Origin of the sequence: Paenibacillus sp. FSL M7-1455 (assembly GCF_038004655.1) — a bacterium.
Lineage (GTDB): Bacteria > Bacillota > Bacilli > Paenibacillales > Paenibacillaceae > Paenibacillus_AQ > Paenibacillus_AQ cookii.
On record NZ_JBBORO010000001.1, the window covers coordinates 2,853,108 to 2,869,845 of the forward strand.

General features: G+C 53.1%; 13 protein-coding genes and 2 pseudogenes. 10 read left to right on the top strand and 5 right to left on the bottom strand.

The window, feature by feature from the left end; translation table 11 throughout:
* Position 1 precedes the first annotated feature (1 nt).
* On the top strand, positions 2 to 340 hold the full coding sequence (locus NYE48_RS13140; RefSeq protein WP_212949655.1) for an ArsR/SmtB family transcription factor: 339 nt from the start codon (positions 2 to 4) through the stop codon (positions 338 to 340).
* A gap of 74 nt (positions 341 to 414) precedes the next feature.
* On the opposite strand, the gene NYE48_RS13145 is transcribed toward NYE48_RS13140, so the two are convergent.
* The 3 genes from NYE48_RS13145 to NYE48_RS13155 all read right to left on the bottom strand — a co-directional run bounded on the left by NYE48_RS13145 (position 415) and on the right by NYE48_RS13155 (position 2,511).
* Positions 415 to 1,059, bottom strand: coding sequence for a helix-turn-helix transcriptional regulator (locus tag NYE48_RS13145; RefSeq protein WP_036709801.1), 645 nt, complete (start codon positions 1,057 to 1,059; stop codon positions 415 to 417).
* Positions 1,060 to 1,176: 117 nt separating this feature from the next.
* Positions 1,177 to 1,416: a DUF362 domain-containing protein gene (locus NYE48_RS13150; protein WP_036709799.1), complete on the bottom strand. Its 240-nt coding sequence runs from the start codon at positions 1,414 to 1,416 to the stop codon at positions 1,177 to 1,179.
* Between the two features lie 18 nt (positions 1,417 to 1,434).
* A complete protein-coding gene (locus NYE48_RS13155; protein ID WP_331480310.1) occupies positions 1,435 to 2,511 on the bottom strand; it encodes a P-loop NTPase in 1,077 nt (358 codons plus the stop codon).
* Between the two features lie 507 nt (positions 2,512 to 3,018).
* On the opposite strand from NYE48_RS13155, the gene NYE48_RS13160 reads away from it, so the two are divergent.
* From NYE48_RS13160 to mnmH, 6 genes and pseudogenes are all read left to right on the top strand, one after another.
* Complete coding sequence (locus NYE48_RS13160; RefSeq protein ID WP_052146987.1) at positions 3,019 to 3,384, top strand: globin domain-containing protein; 366 nt, start codon at positions 3,019 to 3,021, stop codon at positions 3,382 to 3,384.
* A 205-nt stretch (positions 3,385 to 3,589) separates the two neighbouring features.
* The gene (locus NYE48_RS13165) at positions 3,590 to 4,126 is read left to right on the top strand and encodes an NADPH-dependent FMN reductase (protein WP_340998994.1); all 537 of its coding nucleotides are present in this window, start codon (positions 3,590 to 3,592) and stop codon (positions 4,124 to 4,126) included.
* A gap of 497 nt (positions 4,127 to 4,623) precedes the next feature.
* Positions 4,624 to 6,013, top strand: a pseudogene (ltrA, locus tag NYE48_RS13170) (group II intron reverse transcriptase/maturase).
* 173 nt (positions 6,014 to 6,186) lie between these two features.
* Entirely contained in the window at positions 6,187 to 7,221 is a 1,035-nt protein-coding gene (locus NYE48_RS13175; RefSeq protein ID WP_340998995.1) for a M15 family metallopeptidase, read from the top strand.
* 197 nt (positions 7,222 to 7,418) lie between these two features.
* A complete protein-coding gene (selD, locus tag NYE48_RS13180) occupies positions 7,419 to 8,468 on the top strand; it encodes a selenide, water dikinase SelD (RefSeq protein ID WP_036709792.1) in 1,050 nt (349 codons plus the stop codon).
* Between the two features lie 10 nt (positions 8,469 to 8,478).
* Entirely contained in the window at positions 8,479 to 9,558 is a 1,080-nt protein-coding gene (mnmH, locus tag NYE48_RS13185) for a tRNA 2-selenouridine(34) synthase MnmH (protein WP_340998996.1), read from the top strand.
* A 79-nt stretch (positions 9,559 to 9,637) separates the two neighbouring features.
* Here mnmH and NYE48_RS13190 read toward each other — a convergent pair whose 3' ends face one another.
* Positions 9,638 to 10,819, bottom strand: coding sequence for an MGDG synthase family glycosyltransferase (locus NYE48_RS13190; protein ID WP_052146976.1), 1,182 nt, complete (start codon positions 10,817 to 10,819; stop codon positions 9,638 to 9,640).
* Between the two features lie 675 nt (positions 10,820 to 11,494).
* Between NYE48_RS13190 and NYE48_RS13195 the strand changes: the two are divergent.
* Positions 11,495 to 12,249, top strand: a pseudogene (locus NYE48_RS13195) (SDR family oxidoreductase).
* Between the two features lie 101 nt (positions 12,250 to 12,350).
* Here the strand turns inward: NYE48_RS13195 and NYE48_RS13200 are convergent.
* Positions 12,351 to 12,536 (bottom strand): hypothetical protein, encoded by a 186-nt coding sequence (locus NYE48_RS13200; protein WP_036709785.1) that lies wholly within the window; start codon positions 12,534 to 12,536, stop codon positions 12,351 to 12,353.
* A gap of 112 nt (positions 12,537 to 12,648) precedes the next feature.
* On the opposite strand from NYE48_RS13200, the gene NYE48_RS13205 reads away from it, so the two are divergent.
* On the top strand, positions 12,649 to 14,967 hold the full coding sequence (locus tag NYE48_RS13205; protein ID WP_340998997.1) for a YcdB/YcdC domain-containing protein: 2,319 nt from the start codon (positions 12,649 to 12,651) through the stop codon (positions 14,965 to 14,967).
* A gap of 76 nt (positions 14,968 to 15,043) precedes the next feature.
* On the top strand, positions 15,044 to 16,693 hold the full coding sequence (locus tag NYE48_RS13210) for a M20/M25/M40 family metallo-hydrolase (protein ID WP_340998998.1): 1,650 nt from the start codon (positions 15,044 to 15,046) through the stop codon (positions 16,691 to 16,693).
* Positions 16,694 to 16,738: the final 45 nt, after the last annotated feature.

The window sequence follows — 16,738 nt, forward strand, 5'->3', positions numbered from 1 at the left end:
CATGGGGGAAGCGCAAGCCAAACACGACGTTTTTCAGGCGATTGCCGACCCGACGCGCAGACAGCTGCTGAAGCTTCTAGCCGGGAAAGAAATGCCCGTGACGGTCATCAGCAGCCATTTTCCGATGAGCCGGACGGCCGTGTCCAAACATCTCCGCGTTTTGTCGGAGGCGGGACTCGTAAAAGAGAGAAGGGTCGGGAGAGAAAACAGGTACAGCCTTGACCCGCAGCCGCTGCAGGAGATCAAAGAGTGGTACGCCTATTTCGAGCGCTTCTGGGAAAACAAAATGGCTGCTTTGCAATTTTTCGTGGAAGCGGACCGCTCGGATGATCCTGTCTGATTCCATAAAAAAACCTCGCATGAACCAGGCTGCATTCCTTGACAGGCGAACGGCCTCCGGACGCAAGGTCCGGTTCATTGCGAGGTTTTCTTTTTATTTTTAAGCGTGTATGCGCACTTCTTGTCGCCCTGGGCCAGGCATTCGGTACGAACCACTTCGGCCCCCAGCAGGGATTCGAACATTTTCATTTCGCAGGTGCAGGCGTGGTTGTATTTTTTCGCGATTTGCGAAATCGGGCAATTGTATTCCATCAGTGCATATTCGTCTTCGCCGTTTTGTTCCAGCTCGACCATATACCCGTTTTCGTTCTGGATTTCCGCCAAGATGGCGACTTTTTCGCCGAACGTTTTGCCTTGCATTTTTGCCGCATGGTTCCTTTGCAGCGATTCGCTGCGCCGTTCGAATAAACGGTCGACCATCCCGGAGCCGGCGTCCAATTCAAGCTCGCCAAGCAAATCCAGCGTTAACGTATGGTATTTGTTCGGGAAAAAGGATTCCGCCTGATCCGTCAAATGATAAATCGCGGTAGGGCGGCCCATCGGCTGCCGAATCGTTTTCGATTCGATCAATCCTTCCTTTTCGAGCGTATTGATATGCCTGCGTACGGCCATGCTCGTGATTCCGATGAACTCGGTAATCTCTTTTGCACTGAGCTCGCCTTTGGTTTTCAGCAGCTGCAGGATTTTGTCCCGGGTTGAAATATCCAGTTGTTGGTTCATTTTCATCACCGCCTGTTCTGCTTTTTTCCTGAAGCTCGGGTGCGAAGTGCAGACAGCCTGCCGACACGAAAGATCAACAGGCTGCAATCACTCGAAATGTATCGTTGGTGTATCAGCTTATCTATTTTTGAAGAAGTTTTCGGCTTTTTCGAGGAACCCTTTTTCTTCTTCAGGCAAATCCGCGTCATAATATACCGCGCCGACCGGGCAAGCCACTTCGCATGCTCCGCATTCGATGCAAATGTCGGTGTCGATGTAATATTGGTCAGGACCTTCCTCGATGCAATCTACAGGACAAACATCCACGCAATCGGCAGCTTTTTCATCCATGCAAGCCGAGGTAATAACGTATGCCATTTCTTTCACCCTTTCAAATTAGTTCGCTAGTTTGTTGTTTATGATATTTGATGCCAAATCCATGAAAATATGCCACTGTTCGCTGTTTTCGTCAAACAGGTTGGAAGCCGCATCGGCTTCATCCGGCGTATCGGCCGATTGAATCGGCACCTCCGCGAGCAGCTTCGTCTGCAGCTCATCGGCAAGCCTCTGCCCGCCGCCGCGTCCGAAAAGGTAATGCCGTCTTCCCTCGGGATCGGTGAAATAGGACATGTTTTCGATGACCCCAAGAATGGGGTGGTTCGTCTGCAGCGCCATTTCGCCGGCACGGGCCGCCACATGGTGGGCTGTTTTATGAGGCGTGGTCACCACGATTTCTGCGCACTGCGGAATCCGGTTATGAACGTCAAGCGCAACGTCGCCGGTTCCCGGCGGCAGATCCAAGATGATATAATCCAGGGTACCCCAATCCACTTCGTTCAGGAAGGTGCCGAGCATTTTGCCGAGCATCGGGCCTCTCCAGACGACGGGCTTATTGCCTTGAACGAAAAATCCCGTCGAGATCACCTTCATGCCATGGCTCTCCACAGGGGCGATCCGGTTTCCTTGCTTTTGCGGAAGCTCTTTGATCCCCAGCATTTCCGGAATGCTGTGTCCGTAGATATCCGCGTCAATGATACCCACCCGCTTGCCTTGCTTAGCCAAAGCTCTTGCAAGATTGACCGTGACGGTAGATTTTCCGACGCCGCCTTTGCCGCTGGCTATGGCGATGAAAGTCACGCCGGAATCCGCGGAAAGCAGCGGGGAATTCATCAGCGTCGGGGCGCGGCGCACCGATTTATTAAGCTTAATAGCTATAATATCATTTTTTTCTTCATTTGAAATAGGTTTGAAGCGTATATGAACATCGGTAATTCCTGTCTTTTGCACCGCACGGGTAATTTGCTCCTTCAGCTCCTGCTCCCGCGATACGGAATCCGGGGGGAGAAGCACGGTCATTGCGGCATGATCCTTGTTCGTGGTAATGTCCCGGATCAGTCCGATCTCCGTGAGCGGCAGCTGGCGCTCCTCGTCTTTGATATGAGCGATCGCAGCAACCAGATCATCCTTCGTCAAAATTTTCTCACCTTCAATCCACTTCGATCTTTAAAACAAAGTATGTCCATAATCTCGCAAACCTTACCGGGTTATCTTGACATTGCCATCACCGTGTATGGGGAGGCCAAGAAAAAGGATCGGAAACGTCCGCGCGTACAAGTCAGGACACGGTAATTGTAGAACACGCAACGCATATAGTCAACATATATGTATAAAAAGTAAAAGGATATTCATGATCCGTACTTGACAAAGGGTTTAAAGGATTATAATAATTAATATACATTTATGTATACTAATTAGGATGCGGTAAAAAAGAAGTTACTCGGTTAAGTTGGACCGTTCCTTGTATGAAAAATAGCCGGATCCAAAAGCTTGCATTGCAGTTTTTTGCTGATCCGGAATATGGATACATTCATGCATTTACCGGAAGGAGGATTAATTTTCTTCATGAACTCAGACCATAATCAAGGAAACGCGGCGCAAACGGGGGAATCCGCACGGCGGCCGGTATCCTATTACGAATTGATGGGCGGGGCGCCAACCATACGCGCGATCGTCGAAGCGTTTTATCCGAAAGTGATAGAGCATCCGCTGCTTGCTCCGCTGTTTCCGGAAGACATCACGCCCGTCATGGAAAAGCAGGAAATGTTCCTGACGCAGTATTTCGGGGGACCGCAGCTCTACACGATGAAAGAAGGGCATCCCCGCATGAGGGCAAGGCATATTCGTTTTCCGATTACGCCCGACCGGGCGACGGCTTGGCTCAGCTGCATGCAGCAGGCCATGGATGAAGTCGTGGAGGACTCCGCGCTCCGGGAGCAGATGATGGAACGTTTGGCCATGACCGCCTATTTCTTCGTCAACACGGACGAACAAGAAGACGACATGTAACGGAACGATCGACAAGCTTTCGTTTTTGACGGAAAGGGAATACGATGGAAGCGTAAGCATCCAATAGCAACGGCATTCAACGGCTGAAGGATACTCCCGGTACCGGCAAAATAAAGCGAACATCATACCCGAGGCTTTTGCAAAAACCGGGTCCATGCGAACCGTCCATTTTGCAGCGGCCTCGCACGAAAAGGAGACTGCCTTCATGAAGCTGGTTGGAATATCAGGTGCGATCATCGGCAGCAAAACAGCCATTGTCGTACAAAAAGTACTGGAAGAAGTCAAAAAAATAGATCCTGAAATCGAAACCGAATTGCTGGATATGAAAGACTACGACGTGCAATTCTGCGACGGGAGGGATCCGTCCGCGTATACGGGGGACACCAAAAAGGTGATCGACGCCGTCATTTCCAGCGATTTTTGCCTGATCGGAACCCCGATCTATCAAGCCTCCATGTCGGGCGTGCTCAAAAATCTGTTCGACTTGATTCCGCAGTCCGCGCTGCAGCAAAAAGTTATCGGATTCGTGGCGACGGGAGGAACGTACCAGCATTATCTCGTGATCGAAAATCAGCTGAAGCCGATCGCCGGCTATTTCAGATCCTATGTGGCGCCCGGTTATGTTTACGTGCATGACGATCATTTTAACGAGTTTAAGGAAATTTATGATCCCAACGTGTTGGAGCGGATTGAAAGACTTGCTGCAGAGCTTGTATTTATGCAAAAACGGCTGAAGTCTTAAAAGACAGCCGGAAATTTACATAGATCGACATGAAATTCGTAGAAGCGACCTGATCAATCCTTTGATCGGGTCGTTTTTTGTCGGTACGCCCAGCATGGGCGTCATCTCTAGGGTGAAAGTCCCGAACGGGGGCTGGCGAGCGCCTACCGTTAGCCAAGGGCAAGGGTGTCTGCCGCGAGGCAGAATCTGAAGGAAGCCGGAGGCAAAAGCACGGGCCAAGGTACACGAACTGGATTTGAGGCAGGGATAGCCGGATGAGCTGCCCGAACACAGCGAAATCCCAAGCCGCCAAGAGCTATTTCTGTAAACTCCAGTGGTCGCGGGCGGAAAGATGACGTTCTTATCTGGGGAGGCCTGCGGGAGGAAAAAATGCGAAGTCACTTCGTAACCGTAACCGAGAGGTTGCGCTGAACCCGCAGGAGTCAGCAGAGATCATAGTACGTGAGTACGGGACGCCGGAAAGCGGAAGGACCGAACCGAAAGGAGAGAGGAAACCGATGCGTTCGAGTGAGGAGCAAAGAAAGCCGAATATCCCGCAAGGGAGCTGCCGACAAAGAGGAGCGGTGAAGCCGCAAGGGTATGTTGGAGCGCCGAGCTCTTCACCGGCACAAGTCGCCCCTTCCCCTCGCGGAGATCAAAACGACTTGCTGGAGAAGATGCTCGAAGGAAATAACCTTCGGCTCGCCTACAAACGAGTGGTTCAAAACGGGGAGCTCCTGGTGTGGACGGCGTAACGGTAGCCGAGCTACAAGCTTACCTGAAAACCCACTGGGAAACGGTGAAAGCCGAACTTCTGGCGGGAACCTACCGGCCGGCGCCAGTCAAACGGGTGGAAATCCCCAAACCCGGAGGCGGCGTACGGCTGCTGGGCATCCCGACCGTGATGGACCGTTTCCTCCAGCAAGCGCTTCTGCAAGTGATGAATCCGATATTCGACGCAGACTTCTCGTGGTACAGCTACGGCTTCAGACCCGGAAAGCGGGCGCATGACGCGGTGAAGCAAGCGCAGCGGTACATCCAAAGCGGCCGAAGATGGGTCGTAGATCTGGACCTGGAGAAGTTCTTTGACCAAGTGAATCACGACATGCTCATGGCAAGGGTGGCGCGGAAGGTGAAGGACAAGCGAGTACTGAAGCTGATCCGAGCCTACCTGAGTGCCGGAGCGATGGAAAACGGAGTTTGCCAAAAGACAGAGGAAGGAACCCCCAAGGCGGTCCGCTGAGTCCGCTGCTGGCAAACATTCTGCTGGATGATCTGGATAAAGAACTCACCAAGCGAGGCTTGCGCTTCGTCCGCTATGCGGACGACTGCAATATCTTTGTCGCAAGCAAACGGGCAGGTGAACGTGTCATGAGATCGATAACTCACTATGTAGAAGGAAAGTTGAAACTGAAGGTGAATCGGGACAAAAGTGCCGTAGACAGGCCGTGGAATCGGAGATTTCTTGGTTTTAGCTTTCTGAGGAATAGACAGGCGACGATTCGTCTGTCCCCTAAGACGATCTCCCGATTGAAGGAGAAAGTCCGGGAGCTAACGAATCGTTCCCGGTCCATATCGATGGAAGAGCGAATTTTAAAATTGAACCGCTACCTCATGGGATGGATTGGATACTTCCGGATAGCTTCTGCCAAGGGCCACTGCGAGAGATTCGACAAATGGATTCGAAGAAGACTGCGCATGTGCTTATGGAAACAATGGAAGCGAGTGCGTACACGTATTCGAGAACTCCGCGCCCTGGGCGTGCCAGAATGGGCCGCTTTTATGATGGCCAACTCCCGCAAAGGAGCTTGGGAAATGTCCCGAAACATAAATAACGCCCTTCCGACAACCTATTGGGAAGCGAAAGGGCTGAAAAGTTTGCTTTCTCGTTACTTGGAACTTCGTTAACCTTTTGGAACCGCCGTATGCGGACCCGCATGTACGGTGGTGTGAGAGGACGGGGGTTTGCCGCCCCCTTCTACTCGATTATAATGAAATAGTAGATTGATAGATTCGAAGATTGGCATGACCCAAGAACTGTAAAGAGAGGCAAGCTTGAACACGGGGAGAGATGCAGATTCATGCGTAAGTATATGATTACCTTTGCTGCCGCGGTGCTCATTGTAGCAGGCGGTTATTGGGCTTTGGGGAAAAACCATGCTCCGGCTGCCGACGGCGCCGTGGTCGAAAAGCCGCCCGCGCTCGCGCAGCAACATTCGCAACCATCGCCGTCGCCGGTTGTCGGCGAGGATGATGATGAGGACAAGGCGTCAGCGGATTCCGCCAAACGGCAAACCGGGGACACGTTGACGTCCGGCAGCGCAGACAAGCAAGGAGAAACGCCGAATCAGGCCGGCTCAGGCGCGATGAATACGGGCGCGAAAACGCAGCAGGCCGCGAAACCTGCGCAAAACGCTTCTGCAGGCAAATCGTCATCAACCGGCAATGCGGCCTCCGAGGCGGGGAGCGGCACGAGCAAAACGGGAGGAAAAGGATTTATAAATTCTTACAGCGTGGAGCATGTCGTTTCCAATCCGGAAAGCATCGCTGTGCTGGTCAACAAAACGTACAGACTCCCGGCCGGCTACGTTCCTCCGGATCTCGTATATCCGAACGTCCCGTTCATCTTTTCGGAAAAGGCAGACAAACGCAAAATGCGCAAGGAGGCGGCAACGGCGCTTGAAAAGCTGTTTGACGCCGCCAAAAAAGACGGGGTTCAGCTGGCGGGCGTATCCGGTTACCGCTCCGAATCGCGCCAAAAGACGCTGTATAACAACTACGTAAAACGGGACGGCGTAAAAGCGGCCGATACGTACAGCGCCCGTCCGGGGCACAGCGAGCACCAAACCGGCCTGACGATCGACGTATCCGGCATTACGGGCAAATGTGCCGCGGAAAGCTGTTTCGCCGGCACGAAAGAGGCCAAGTGGCTGGCTAAGCATGCGCATGAATACGGATTTATCATCCGTTATCCTGAAGGGAAAGCTTCGATTACGGGCTATAAGTACGAGCCTTGGCATCTTCGTTACGTCGGCGCCAAAATCGCCAATGAAGTGACGAGCCGCCACATAACGCTGGAGCAGTATTTCGGCCAAGCGGTGCCCGTATCCAAATAATTCGCGTCCCCCGTGACGCGGATGGATTCGAAAAACAGGACTTCCTGCATGCACTGCGTGCGCCCGGGGTCCTGTTCTTTCATTTGCCTTTTTTTCCGGGGATGTGTACGATCTAAATGGGGCATGCCTTCATCCTGAACGGAACATGAAGTAACTCATCCGATAATTCTATTTATGACGAAAGGTCGTGTAAACGAATGGATTCCGATATCAGCGTTAAATTGACTTCCCTCTCTAGCAAAGGCGGCTGCGGCTGCAAAATCGGCCCGGCGGATTTAAGCCAGGTGCTCCGTAATCTGCCTCCAGCCGAGCCGAACCCGAATTTGCTCGTAGGGCTGGATACAAGCGATGACGCCGGCGTGTACAAACTGAACGACGAACTGGCGCTGGTGCAAACGCTGGATTTCTTCACGCCGATCGTGGACGATCCGTACGCCTTCGGGCAAATTGCCGCAGCGAACGCCATCAGCGATATCTATGCCATGGGGGCCAAACCTTTAACGGTATTAAACATCGTCGCATTTCCGATCTCCACGCTGGACAAGCGGATTTTGTCCGAAATCCTGCGCGGGGCGGGGGATAAAGTCAAGGAAGCGGGAGCGACGTTGGTAGGCGGCCACTCCATCGACGATAAAGAGCCGAAATTCGGTTTAGCGGTCACGGGTCTGGTCCATCCTGATAAAGTACGCAGCAACGCCGGAGCCAAGCCGGGGGATAAACTCATCCTGACCAAACCGATCGGGGTCGGCATCATGACGACTTCCATCAAAAAAGACCAGCTCAACGCCGAAGAAATCGCGCGGGTAACCCAAGTGATGGCGACCTTGAACAAAACGGCCGCCGAGGTCATGGAAGGTTACGACGTCCATGCCTGCACCGACGTGACGGGCTTCGGCCTGATGGGCCACTCGCTGGAGATGGCCAAAGGAAGCGGCGTGGAGATCCGCATCCGCAAGGATGACGTGCCCGTGCTTCCCCGAGTCCGCGAGCTGGCGGAACAAGGAATGGTTCCCGGCGGTTCCAAAAACAACTACGAGCATGTCAAAGACAGCGTTCGGTTCCCTGAGCAGATGGACCAAATCGACCGCTGGATTTTGTGCGATGCCGTCACATCGGGCGGGCTGTTGATTTCCGTTAGCGGCAGCGAAGCAGAGAAACTTCATGAGGAGCTCGTGCAAGCCGGCGTCGAAGCCAAAATCATCGGCGAGGTTACGGCAAGCGGCAGCGGACAAATCGTAATCGAATGAGGAGATTGTTATGTTCCAGGACATTTCTATAGAGAAACTGAATGAGCTTCGCGGGAAAAACGAAATCACGGTGATCGACGTTCGATCGCCTTCCGAATATGCCGAATCGACCATCCCGGGCAGCATCAACATCCCCTTTTTTACGGATGAGGAACGTGCCGAAATCGGAACGCTTTACAAGCAGGTCAGCATCCAAACCGCCAAAGAACGCGGGCTCGAGATCATGTCCGCCAAACTGCCCGCTTTCGTGAAGAAATTTGCCGAAATTCAGGGCAACAAGGCGGTTTTCTGTTGGCGGGGCGGCATGCGGAGCCGGACGACGGCAACCGTGCTTTCGTTGATGGGGATTCATGTGTACCGGCTGGACGGCGGTTACCGGGCTTATCGCAGATGGGTGGTCGAAACGCTGGGGACCATGGAATTTCCGCCGGAGGTTTACGTGCTGCACGGATATACCGGAACAGGCAAAACGGAGATTTTGAGGGCCTTGAAGAACAAAGGGTATCCGGTTATCGACCTGGAAGGTCTGGCCGGACATCGGGGATCGATTTTTGGCGAAATCGGACTGAGAAGCCATAACCAAAAAACCTTTGATGCGCTTCTTCTGGAGGAACTGCTTCGATACCGGCACGAGCCGTTTATCCTGATCGAAGCGGAAAGCAAACGGATCGGCAAAGTGATTTTGCCCGAGTTTTTGATCGATAAAAAGGAAAAGGGCACTCATATTCTGCTCGATGCCGCCACGGATTTGCGCGTAAGAAACATCATTAACGATTACCGTCCGACCGAGCATGCCGAACAAAGCTTGCAGGCATTTCGACAGATCCAATCGCGCATCCACACGCCGGTAGCCCAGGAAATCGAAACTTGCCTGCTGTCCGGGAACTACGAACGCGCGGTGGAGTTATTGCTTGCCTATTATTATGATCCGAGATACGCCCACACCGTATCTTCCTACGGAGAGGAATTCCAAAAACTGGAGCCGATTTCTTTCGATACGCTGGAACAGGCCGTCCCGCTGGTCGAAGAGCACATTCGAAAGCTGTCGTCACGGAATCGCTTGAACCGGCAGGAACAGCCGGGCGCTTAGCATCGGCGAGCGGCTGATGCACGAACTGACAAAAAAGAGAGCCTGAGCGCTCTCTTTTTTTCATGCGAAGCTATACGGATCAAATGCCGACAGGAATTCCGTGCGTAACCACGACGTCAGCCTGCTGCGGCGGGTATTCCAGCATTTTGGCTACTTCTGCGGCACATTTGCTCGGACTGTAGTAATCCTTCGCGGGAGAACCGAAGAGGGAAGGGCGGGAGAAGCGTTCGATGCGGATTTGTTCGCCGCGCGCCAGCTTCCGCAGCCATTCTTCGAGGACGTTTTCGTTTTGCAGCGCTTCGCCGTAACCGCGTTTGACGAAATATTCCCGGTTCATTTCTTCCTGGCCGGGCAGCGATTCGCAGAACAGCATCGGCAGCCCTTTGGCAAGCGCTTCGGTGCAGGTCATTCCTCCCGGTTTGGTAATCAGCAGATCGGATGCGTCCATCCATTTGCTGATTTCGCGCGTATGCCCGAGAAGCACGATGTTTTCATGCTGGAATCCCGGGTCGCTTTTCAGCTTGTCGAGCAGCTTCTGATTGCTGCCGCAGCAGAATACGAGCTGAACCTGATCTTTCCACCGTTGAAGCTGCTGGACGAGCTGATGATTCGAAACCAGTCCCCAGCCGCCTCCCATGATCAATACGGTTGGCATGTTTTTGATGTTGAGCGTGTTTCTGACGCAGGTTTTGTCTTCGGAAGACCAGAAGTCGGGATGAACCGGAATGCCGGTGACTTTGACGTTTTCCGCATACACTCCCCGGTCCAGCAAAAGCTGGCGGACGTTGTCCGTGGAGACGAGGAAGCGGTCGACCTCTTTGTTGATCCAGGAGGCATGGGCGTCATAATCCGTAATGACGGTAAACAAAGGCACGTTAAGCCCGGCCGCTTTAAGCCTGGAAATGATGTTGGTCGGGATGGGATGCGTGGTGACGATCAGATCCGGTCGCAAATGCGCGATGACCTCAGCCGTATGATGATAAAAGATGCGATGAAGCGCCATGATGGCCAGTTTGCTCAGCGGTTTGTCGTGCTGTTTGCGGTACAGCAAACCGACGAGACCGGGATTGGTGTTTATGGTCAGACGATATGCCGAAATAATCCAGGGCGCGACGGTAGGATTCAGGAACGATCCCAGTTCAATCACTTTGGCTTGAATATCGGGATTCATTTTTTTCATGCCTGCGGCCAGCGCGTATCCGGCTTGGGTATGGCCGCTGCCGAAACCTTCGGATAATATCAGTACTCTTTTCTTGCGCATATGATCACCTTCGATCTTAATATATTGGACGCTCCTTCGTCGGGAAGGCAGCTTATGTTCTAACGTTAAGCAACCCTGAAAATCAGGCGGGTTCCGTTCTATGCTCGATCGCTTCGTCTTATGAAATAAGTTTATGACGGATTGAAAGGGTCCAAAACGGACCGCGGACTGGTTTCCATGCTAGACCTAGGTCGGGGGAACAAGGCCTGTTCGGGTTATTCTATGTAGTTAGACGATGCGCGAAAAGATAACCATGCAGGTTTGATGAAAAATTTTTGAAAGGGAAGGAAAAGCGGGTGTGAAAATCCGTTGTTATTCTACTAATAATAGATTATGAGTAAATTTATGTATGTTCAAGGGGCAAATGCGCAAAAATTAAAGCCCCGACTGAAGAATCGGATGGATCAAGTTTCCGAGCGGCGCCCGGGACCGTTAGCCAACGCTGCCCAAGACGGCCATGCCGATCTGCCGCGTTTCGTTTTCGGCATCTTTTCGGCATGCTCGATTTGAGTGTAAAGGCATATCGTATGCGCCGTATTGATTCAGTGTAAAAATTCGCGATAAGTTATAAAAAATTCATGCTTTCGCATGTGAAACGTTTGAAGCTTTCCGGGACAAGCGTTACAATAGATAATAGACAGTTTGTCTAATTAATGGCCATAGGAGGAATATGCGATGAAGCTCCAAGACAAGGTTGCGGTAATTACGGGTGCCGGCTCCGGCATGGGAAAGGAAATGGCTTTGCTGTTCGGGCTTGAAGGCGCAAAGCTTGTGCTTGCGGATATCTCCCAAGCAAGGTCGTGGCGGAAGTGAAGCAAAAAGGCGGTCAAGCGGTCGGCGTCAGCGCCAACGTTGCCAAGGAAGAGGACGTTCAGAACATGATTGAAACCGCTGTCAAGACGTACGGTTCGCTGGATATCCTGGTGAATAACGCGGGAATCATGGACAAAATGACGCCGGTGACGGAGCTGACGGACGAACTATGGGAACGCGTCATAGCCGTCAATGCGACGGGGCCGATGCGTGCGATCCGCAAAGCCCTCCCGATCATGATCGGGCAAGGTAAAGGCGTCATCATCAATACCGCTTCCATCGGCGGGTTGTACGGCTCCCGGGCCGGGGCCGCTTATACGGCTTCCAAGCATGCAGTGGTCGGCTTGACGAAAAACGTGGGCTTCCAATACGCCGATGCGGGCATCCGCTGCAACGCGATCGCTCCGGGCGGCGTGGAAACGAACATTATGGCGGATGCCGGAGACATGAACCCCGAATCGCGCGGGTTAAGAAAAGCCATGTCCGGAGCCGGCTTCAATCCCCGGAACGGCAAACCCGAGGAAATCGCCAAAATCGCATTATTCCTGGCTTCCGATGATTCCAGCTTTATCAACGGTACGGTGATTACCGCCGATGCCGGCTGGACGGCATACTAAGCGATCGCCCTAAGACAAGAGGGAGCAGGTCATCCGAAGCAAATGAACCGCGTTCAAGGTCCGAATCCCCGACATCCCGGGAGAGCGGGCCTTTTTCCCTTTTAAGACACAAATAAAAAAGCGCCGTCGTCCGTGCCTTTTCGGCACCACGTTCGGCGCTGCTCCGCTTTTTTGTTCATGACCACCTGCGTCATCGGTTTGCGGCTCCATGTGACCCGTCCCCCCATAACCGGCGCTGCCTGTCTCGTCTGTCCGGATTTCGCGGACTTCGTCGTCCGTTGTTTCATCACTAATCTCTCCTTCGAAAAGCTGGTTACGGTTTTCAGCATAAAACACTCGATTCCCGCTTCCGCTAACAAGGTAGCAAAAACCGTCATTGCGGGGACGATCGGGCTCAGCTTGCTGCAAGTTCCGATATGGGCGGGAGCTTCGCCGGCATCCGTCTCGGAGTCGGGCACGGGGATCGCCAAAGAGGCCAAGGCCGCTAACTCGGCCGCCGCAAATCCTGCTCCAGGGGAAAAAGCGAAAATAAGCAAAGAAGAAGCTGCGAAAAAAATGGTCGCCTTGTTTCCCGTCTTGAATGAAGCCAAGCTGGAAGATGCCAGCTATACGGAAGGGACGGACAATTCCTTCAACGAGTCGGTCTGGATGCTTACTTGGACGATAACAAGAGGAAACAGCACGTATTCGTTCTCGGCGAGCGTGGATGGCATGACCGGCGATGTGCTCAATTTCTACCAGCCGGAGTATGTTTCCAACGAAAGCAGGGCCTATTATCCTCCCGAAATCAGTCAGGAGCAGGCCGAAAAAGCGGCCAAGGCGTTTATCGTGCAAGCCGCCAGCTCCATCAAAGCGGATGACCTGGTTCCACAAGAAGGCGTCAATAACGGGAACCAATCGCTGTTCGGGCAGGTGGTGTACAACTTCAGCTACAGCGCGAAAGTCAACGGCATCCCGTCCGATGGCGAAAACATCCAGATCGGCGTCGACGGCAAGGGGCGGATCTTCAGCTATAATCGCATGTCAACCTCCAAATCCTATCCATCCGCCAATCCGAAAATATCGTCTTCCGATGCGCTTGAATCATTCAAAAAGGATTTATCCCTTGGGCTGGCTTACGTTCAATTCAACGATTATTACAACCCTGCCCGTTCCAAAAAGGATTGGCGGCTGGCATACATACCCGCTCCTTCCATAACCATGACGGACGCCAATACCGGAAAAAGGTTCAATCCGTTGCAAAACTCGGAACAAACGGTTCCGAAAGCGCTCGAATACACGGCGCTGCCCTCCGGGTCGGCATCCTTTAAAGCGCATCAGGGCAATACGCTAACCTCCAAGGAAGTCCTTCAGTTATATCCCGATCTTGTCCCGTCAAGCAAGGATTATTCCCTGTCCTCTTCGCTGACGAACTATTGGATGGATTCGGGAAAACAGGTATGGTCCTTGAACTGGTACAAAAAAAGCGCGTTGGGAATGTCCGGGGATAGCGTATATATGATGGTCGACGCAGGGACGGGACAACTCATCAGCTACAATATCAATGAACTCCCGGCGTATGCGAAAGAGGCGGACAATGCCAAGCCGAGCCCGATTACCGATGCGAAAAGCAATGCTCCGGGCATGTCGGCATCCGAAGCCCAGAAAAAAGCCTTCGACCTTGCCGGGCGTTACTACCCCGAAGCGGCCAAGGCATTAAAGCTGTCCAACGACTCCTCGACGGATCAAGCAAACGGAAAAACGGTTCACAGATTCGTATTCCAGCAATTTTACAAAGACCTTCCCGTTTATAACCAGCAGGTAAGCCTCGTTCTTGACGGCAGCGGCAAACTCCTTTCGTATAACGCTAATTTGCCGCTCACGGGGGATGACCGCCAAAAGCTTGATGCATTGACGGCCAAGATCAAACCGGAGGACGCGGCGAAAACGTACCGGGAGGCTTTGGGGGCTCAGCTCATCTATGCCTCGACCGGAGGATATTACGTGGAAAGCAAATTCGCGGAGCCCCGGATTTTGTTGGCTTACGCGCCGACCTTCAACGGCGACCGCCACCTGCCGTTCATTAACGCCGTTACCGGCAAAAACGAGTTTTACGGTTATTTCGGAACCCAGAACGGCGGCGCTGATCCGGCAGCCAACCTGCCTTCCGATGCGGTGGGCCACGGTGCGGGCAAAGAACTGGCGACGCTGCTCGAATACGGCATCATCGCCCCGGAATCCGACGGGCTTCTGCATCCCGACAAAGAGATTACGTACGGCGATCTGCTGGCAATGATCGCGAAGGGAGTGAGCCCGACCCAAAGCTACTACGATCCGGGCCGTCTCGGCAAACAGTTTAAAGATGTTCCTGCCGACAGTCCCTATGCCGAAGCCGTGCAGATGTTCGCGGATCGGGGCTGGCTGCGCAATACGTCGGGCGAGCTCCATCCGGAGCAAAAGCTGACCCGGGATAAGCTGGCCGAAACGATCGTGAACGTGCTTCGATACGATAAACTGTCGGCCTTTTACGAGTCCGACCCTCAAATTTTGGCGTTGGCGGATGCCCAAGCCATCCAACATAAAGGTGCCGTGAAACAGGCGATCCAGCTGGGTCTGATGTCCGCTAAAGACGGCAAATTCGAGCCTGCCCGACCGGTCACCAAGGCCGAGGCTGCCCAAGTGCTCGTTCTGCTGGCACAGATCCAAGGGAAGGTGGATTCGCCTGTGGCGGGATATTGACGCAACGTTTTGGTTCCGGCTGCGGCCTGCTGCAGCCGGATTTTTTTAAAAGATGATCATAATGGAGGCTTTGTTCATGAACGCTACCTTCAGGGCTGAAAGCATTTTGCGGAGGTTGTCCGGCGTTTTTGCTGCCGCTTTATTCATTGGGTTGGCGGTCATTTCCTCGCTTTGGTTTGAACAGCCGCCCGCGGGCAAAGGAAAAGCATCGCCGGAAACCGTCTTTTCCGCCGATCGCGCTTTCGACCATTTGACCCATATCGCAAAAGCGCCCCATACGCCGTTTATGCCCGAGATCGAGAACGTCAGGAAATACATCGTCGGGCAGTTCGCGGAGCTGGGTCTCGAAGTCGAGGTGGAGCCTTTTCAAGCGCAAATGAATCGCGGAAACGGCTATGAAACCGTCGCCATGAACAATATCATCGCGACGTTGAAGGGATCCGAGCCGGGGAAAGCGTTAATGCTCTCGGCCCATTACGACTCGGTTGCCCACGGGCCCGGAGCCAACGATGACGGCGTAGCCGTGGCTTCCCTGATCGAAACCGCAAGGGCATTAAAGGCCCAAGGAAAACCGCTGCACGACATTTTGTTTGTCATCACGGACGGGGAAGAAGGCGGGCTGCTCGGAGCCAAAGCATTTTGGAGCGCCTCCAAATTTAAAGACCAGGTCGGATTGGTCGCAAATTTTGAAGCTAGAGGGGCCAGCGGGCCTTCGCTCATGTTCCAGACGAGCAGCGGAAACGGCAAGTTGATTCGCGAGTTTGCCGCTATTGCGCCAGTTCCTGTAAGCAATTCGTTTCTGGCCGATATTTACCGCCTGATGCCGAATGACACGGACCTGACGATTTCGCTTCGGGAAGGGATTCCCGGACTCAATTTCGCTTACGTCGGCAGCTGGGATAAATACCACTCGGCGGAAGATACGATCGAAAACGTCTCCATGGCTACGCTGCAGCATCATGGAGAGAACGCGCTTGCGGTCGCGAGCCGTTTTGGGGCAATGGATTTGGGCGATTTAAAGGAGCCGGATTCGGAATATTTCAATTTGTTCGGCAAACTGTTTTATTACCCGCAATCCGTGAATTTGCCGCTAACCATCGTTTTGACGGCCGCGTGGTTCATGCTTGTCGGTTTATACGTCAAAAAACGCAAAGCCCGTGCCGGCAAAATAGCCGGGGCCGTCGGGGCAGCGTTTATCGGCTTCTTATTGTCGGCGCTGCTGTCCTGGGGTTTCTACGAGCTGCTGTCGGCAATGACCTCCCGTATTCCGAATCCGTTCTATCATTTCAGCTTCCTTGCCATTACGCTGCTGGTCCATGTTTTGCTGAGTTCCATCCTGCGCCGCGGCCGCAGCGAATTGGAGGCGGTCCTTGCCGCCGCATGTTTATTTTTGATGTTGACTTGGATCGTTACGTTTTTGCTGCCTGGCGCATGTTATTTGTTTGCAATTCCGCTTCTAGTCCACTGCATCGCGCTGGCGTTTCTGCAAGGGACGCAGGATCCATCCGCAGTTCTACGGCGCAGCTGGATGACGATGATCCTTTCCGCAATGCCCGCGTTGTTGTTTGTCACGCTGTTCCATTTGCTTTTCATGGCGATGCCGCCGCTTGTAAACGTGGCTTGCGCCATGCTGTTTTCGCTGAATTTATCCATGATCGAACCGTTTACTCGGAATATCGCAGGGCTCTTTACAAGGAAAAAATATCCGAAAAACGTTGCGGCTTGACTTCGGACAGGATTATCCGTTTGACAAAAACCATCCTATTGTTAC

Bases quoted from the DNA above. Each gene is read 5' to 3' on its own strand.
- NYE48_RS13175 (WP_340998995.1), top strand. From the start codon at position 6,187: ATGCGTAAGTATATGATTACCTTTGCTGCCGCGGTGCTCATTGTAGCA.
- selD (WP_036709792.1), top strand. From the start codon at position 7,419: ATGGATTCCGATATCAGCGTTAAATTGACTTCCCTCTCTAGCAAAGGC.
- mnmH (WP_340998996.1), top strand. From the start codon at position 8,479: ATGTTCCAGGACATTTCTATAGAGAAACTGAATGAGCTTCGCGGGAAA.
- NYE48_RS13150 (WP_036709799.1), bottom strand. From the start codon at position 1,416: ATGGCATACGTTATTACCTCGGCTTGCATGGATGAAAAAGCTGCCGAT.
- NYE48_RS13165 (WP_340998994.1), top strand. From the start codon at position 3,590: ATGAAGCTGGTTGGAATATCAGGTGCGATCATCGGCAGCAAAACAGCC.
- NYE48_RS13200 (WP_036709785.1), bottom strand. From the start codon at position 12,536: ATGAAACAACGGACGACGAAGTCCGCGAAATCCGGACAGACGAGACAG.
- NYE48_RS13190 (WP_052146976.1), bottom strand. From the start codon at position 10,819: ATGCGCAAGAAAAGAGTACTGATATTATCCGAAGGTTTCGGCAGCGGC.
- NYE48_RS13210 (WP_340998998.1), top strand. From the start codon at position 15,044: ATGAACGCTACCTTCAGGGCTGAAAGCATTTTGCGGAGGTTGTCCGGC.
- NYE48_RS13160 (WP_052146987.1), top strand. From the start codon at position 3,019: ATGGGCGGGGCGCCAACCATACGCGCGATCGTCGAAGCGTTTTATCCG.
- NYE48_RS13140 (WP_212949655.1), top strand. From the start codon at position 2: ATGGGGGAAGCGCAAGCCAAACACGACGTTTTTCAGGCGATTGCCGAC.
- NYE48_RS13145 (WP_036709801.1), bottom strand. From the start codon at position 1,059: ATGAACCAACAACTGGATATTTCAACCCGGGACAAAATCCTGCAGCTG.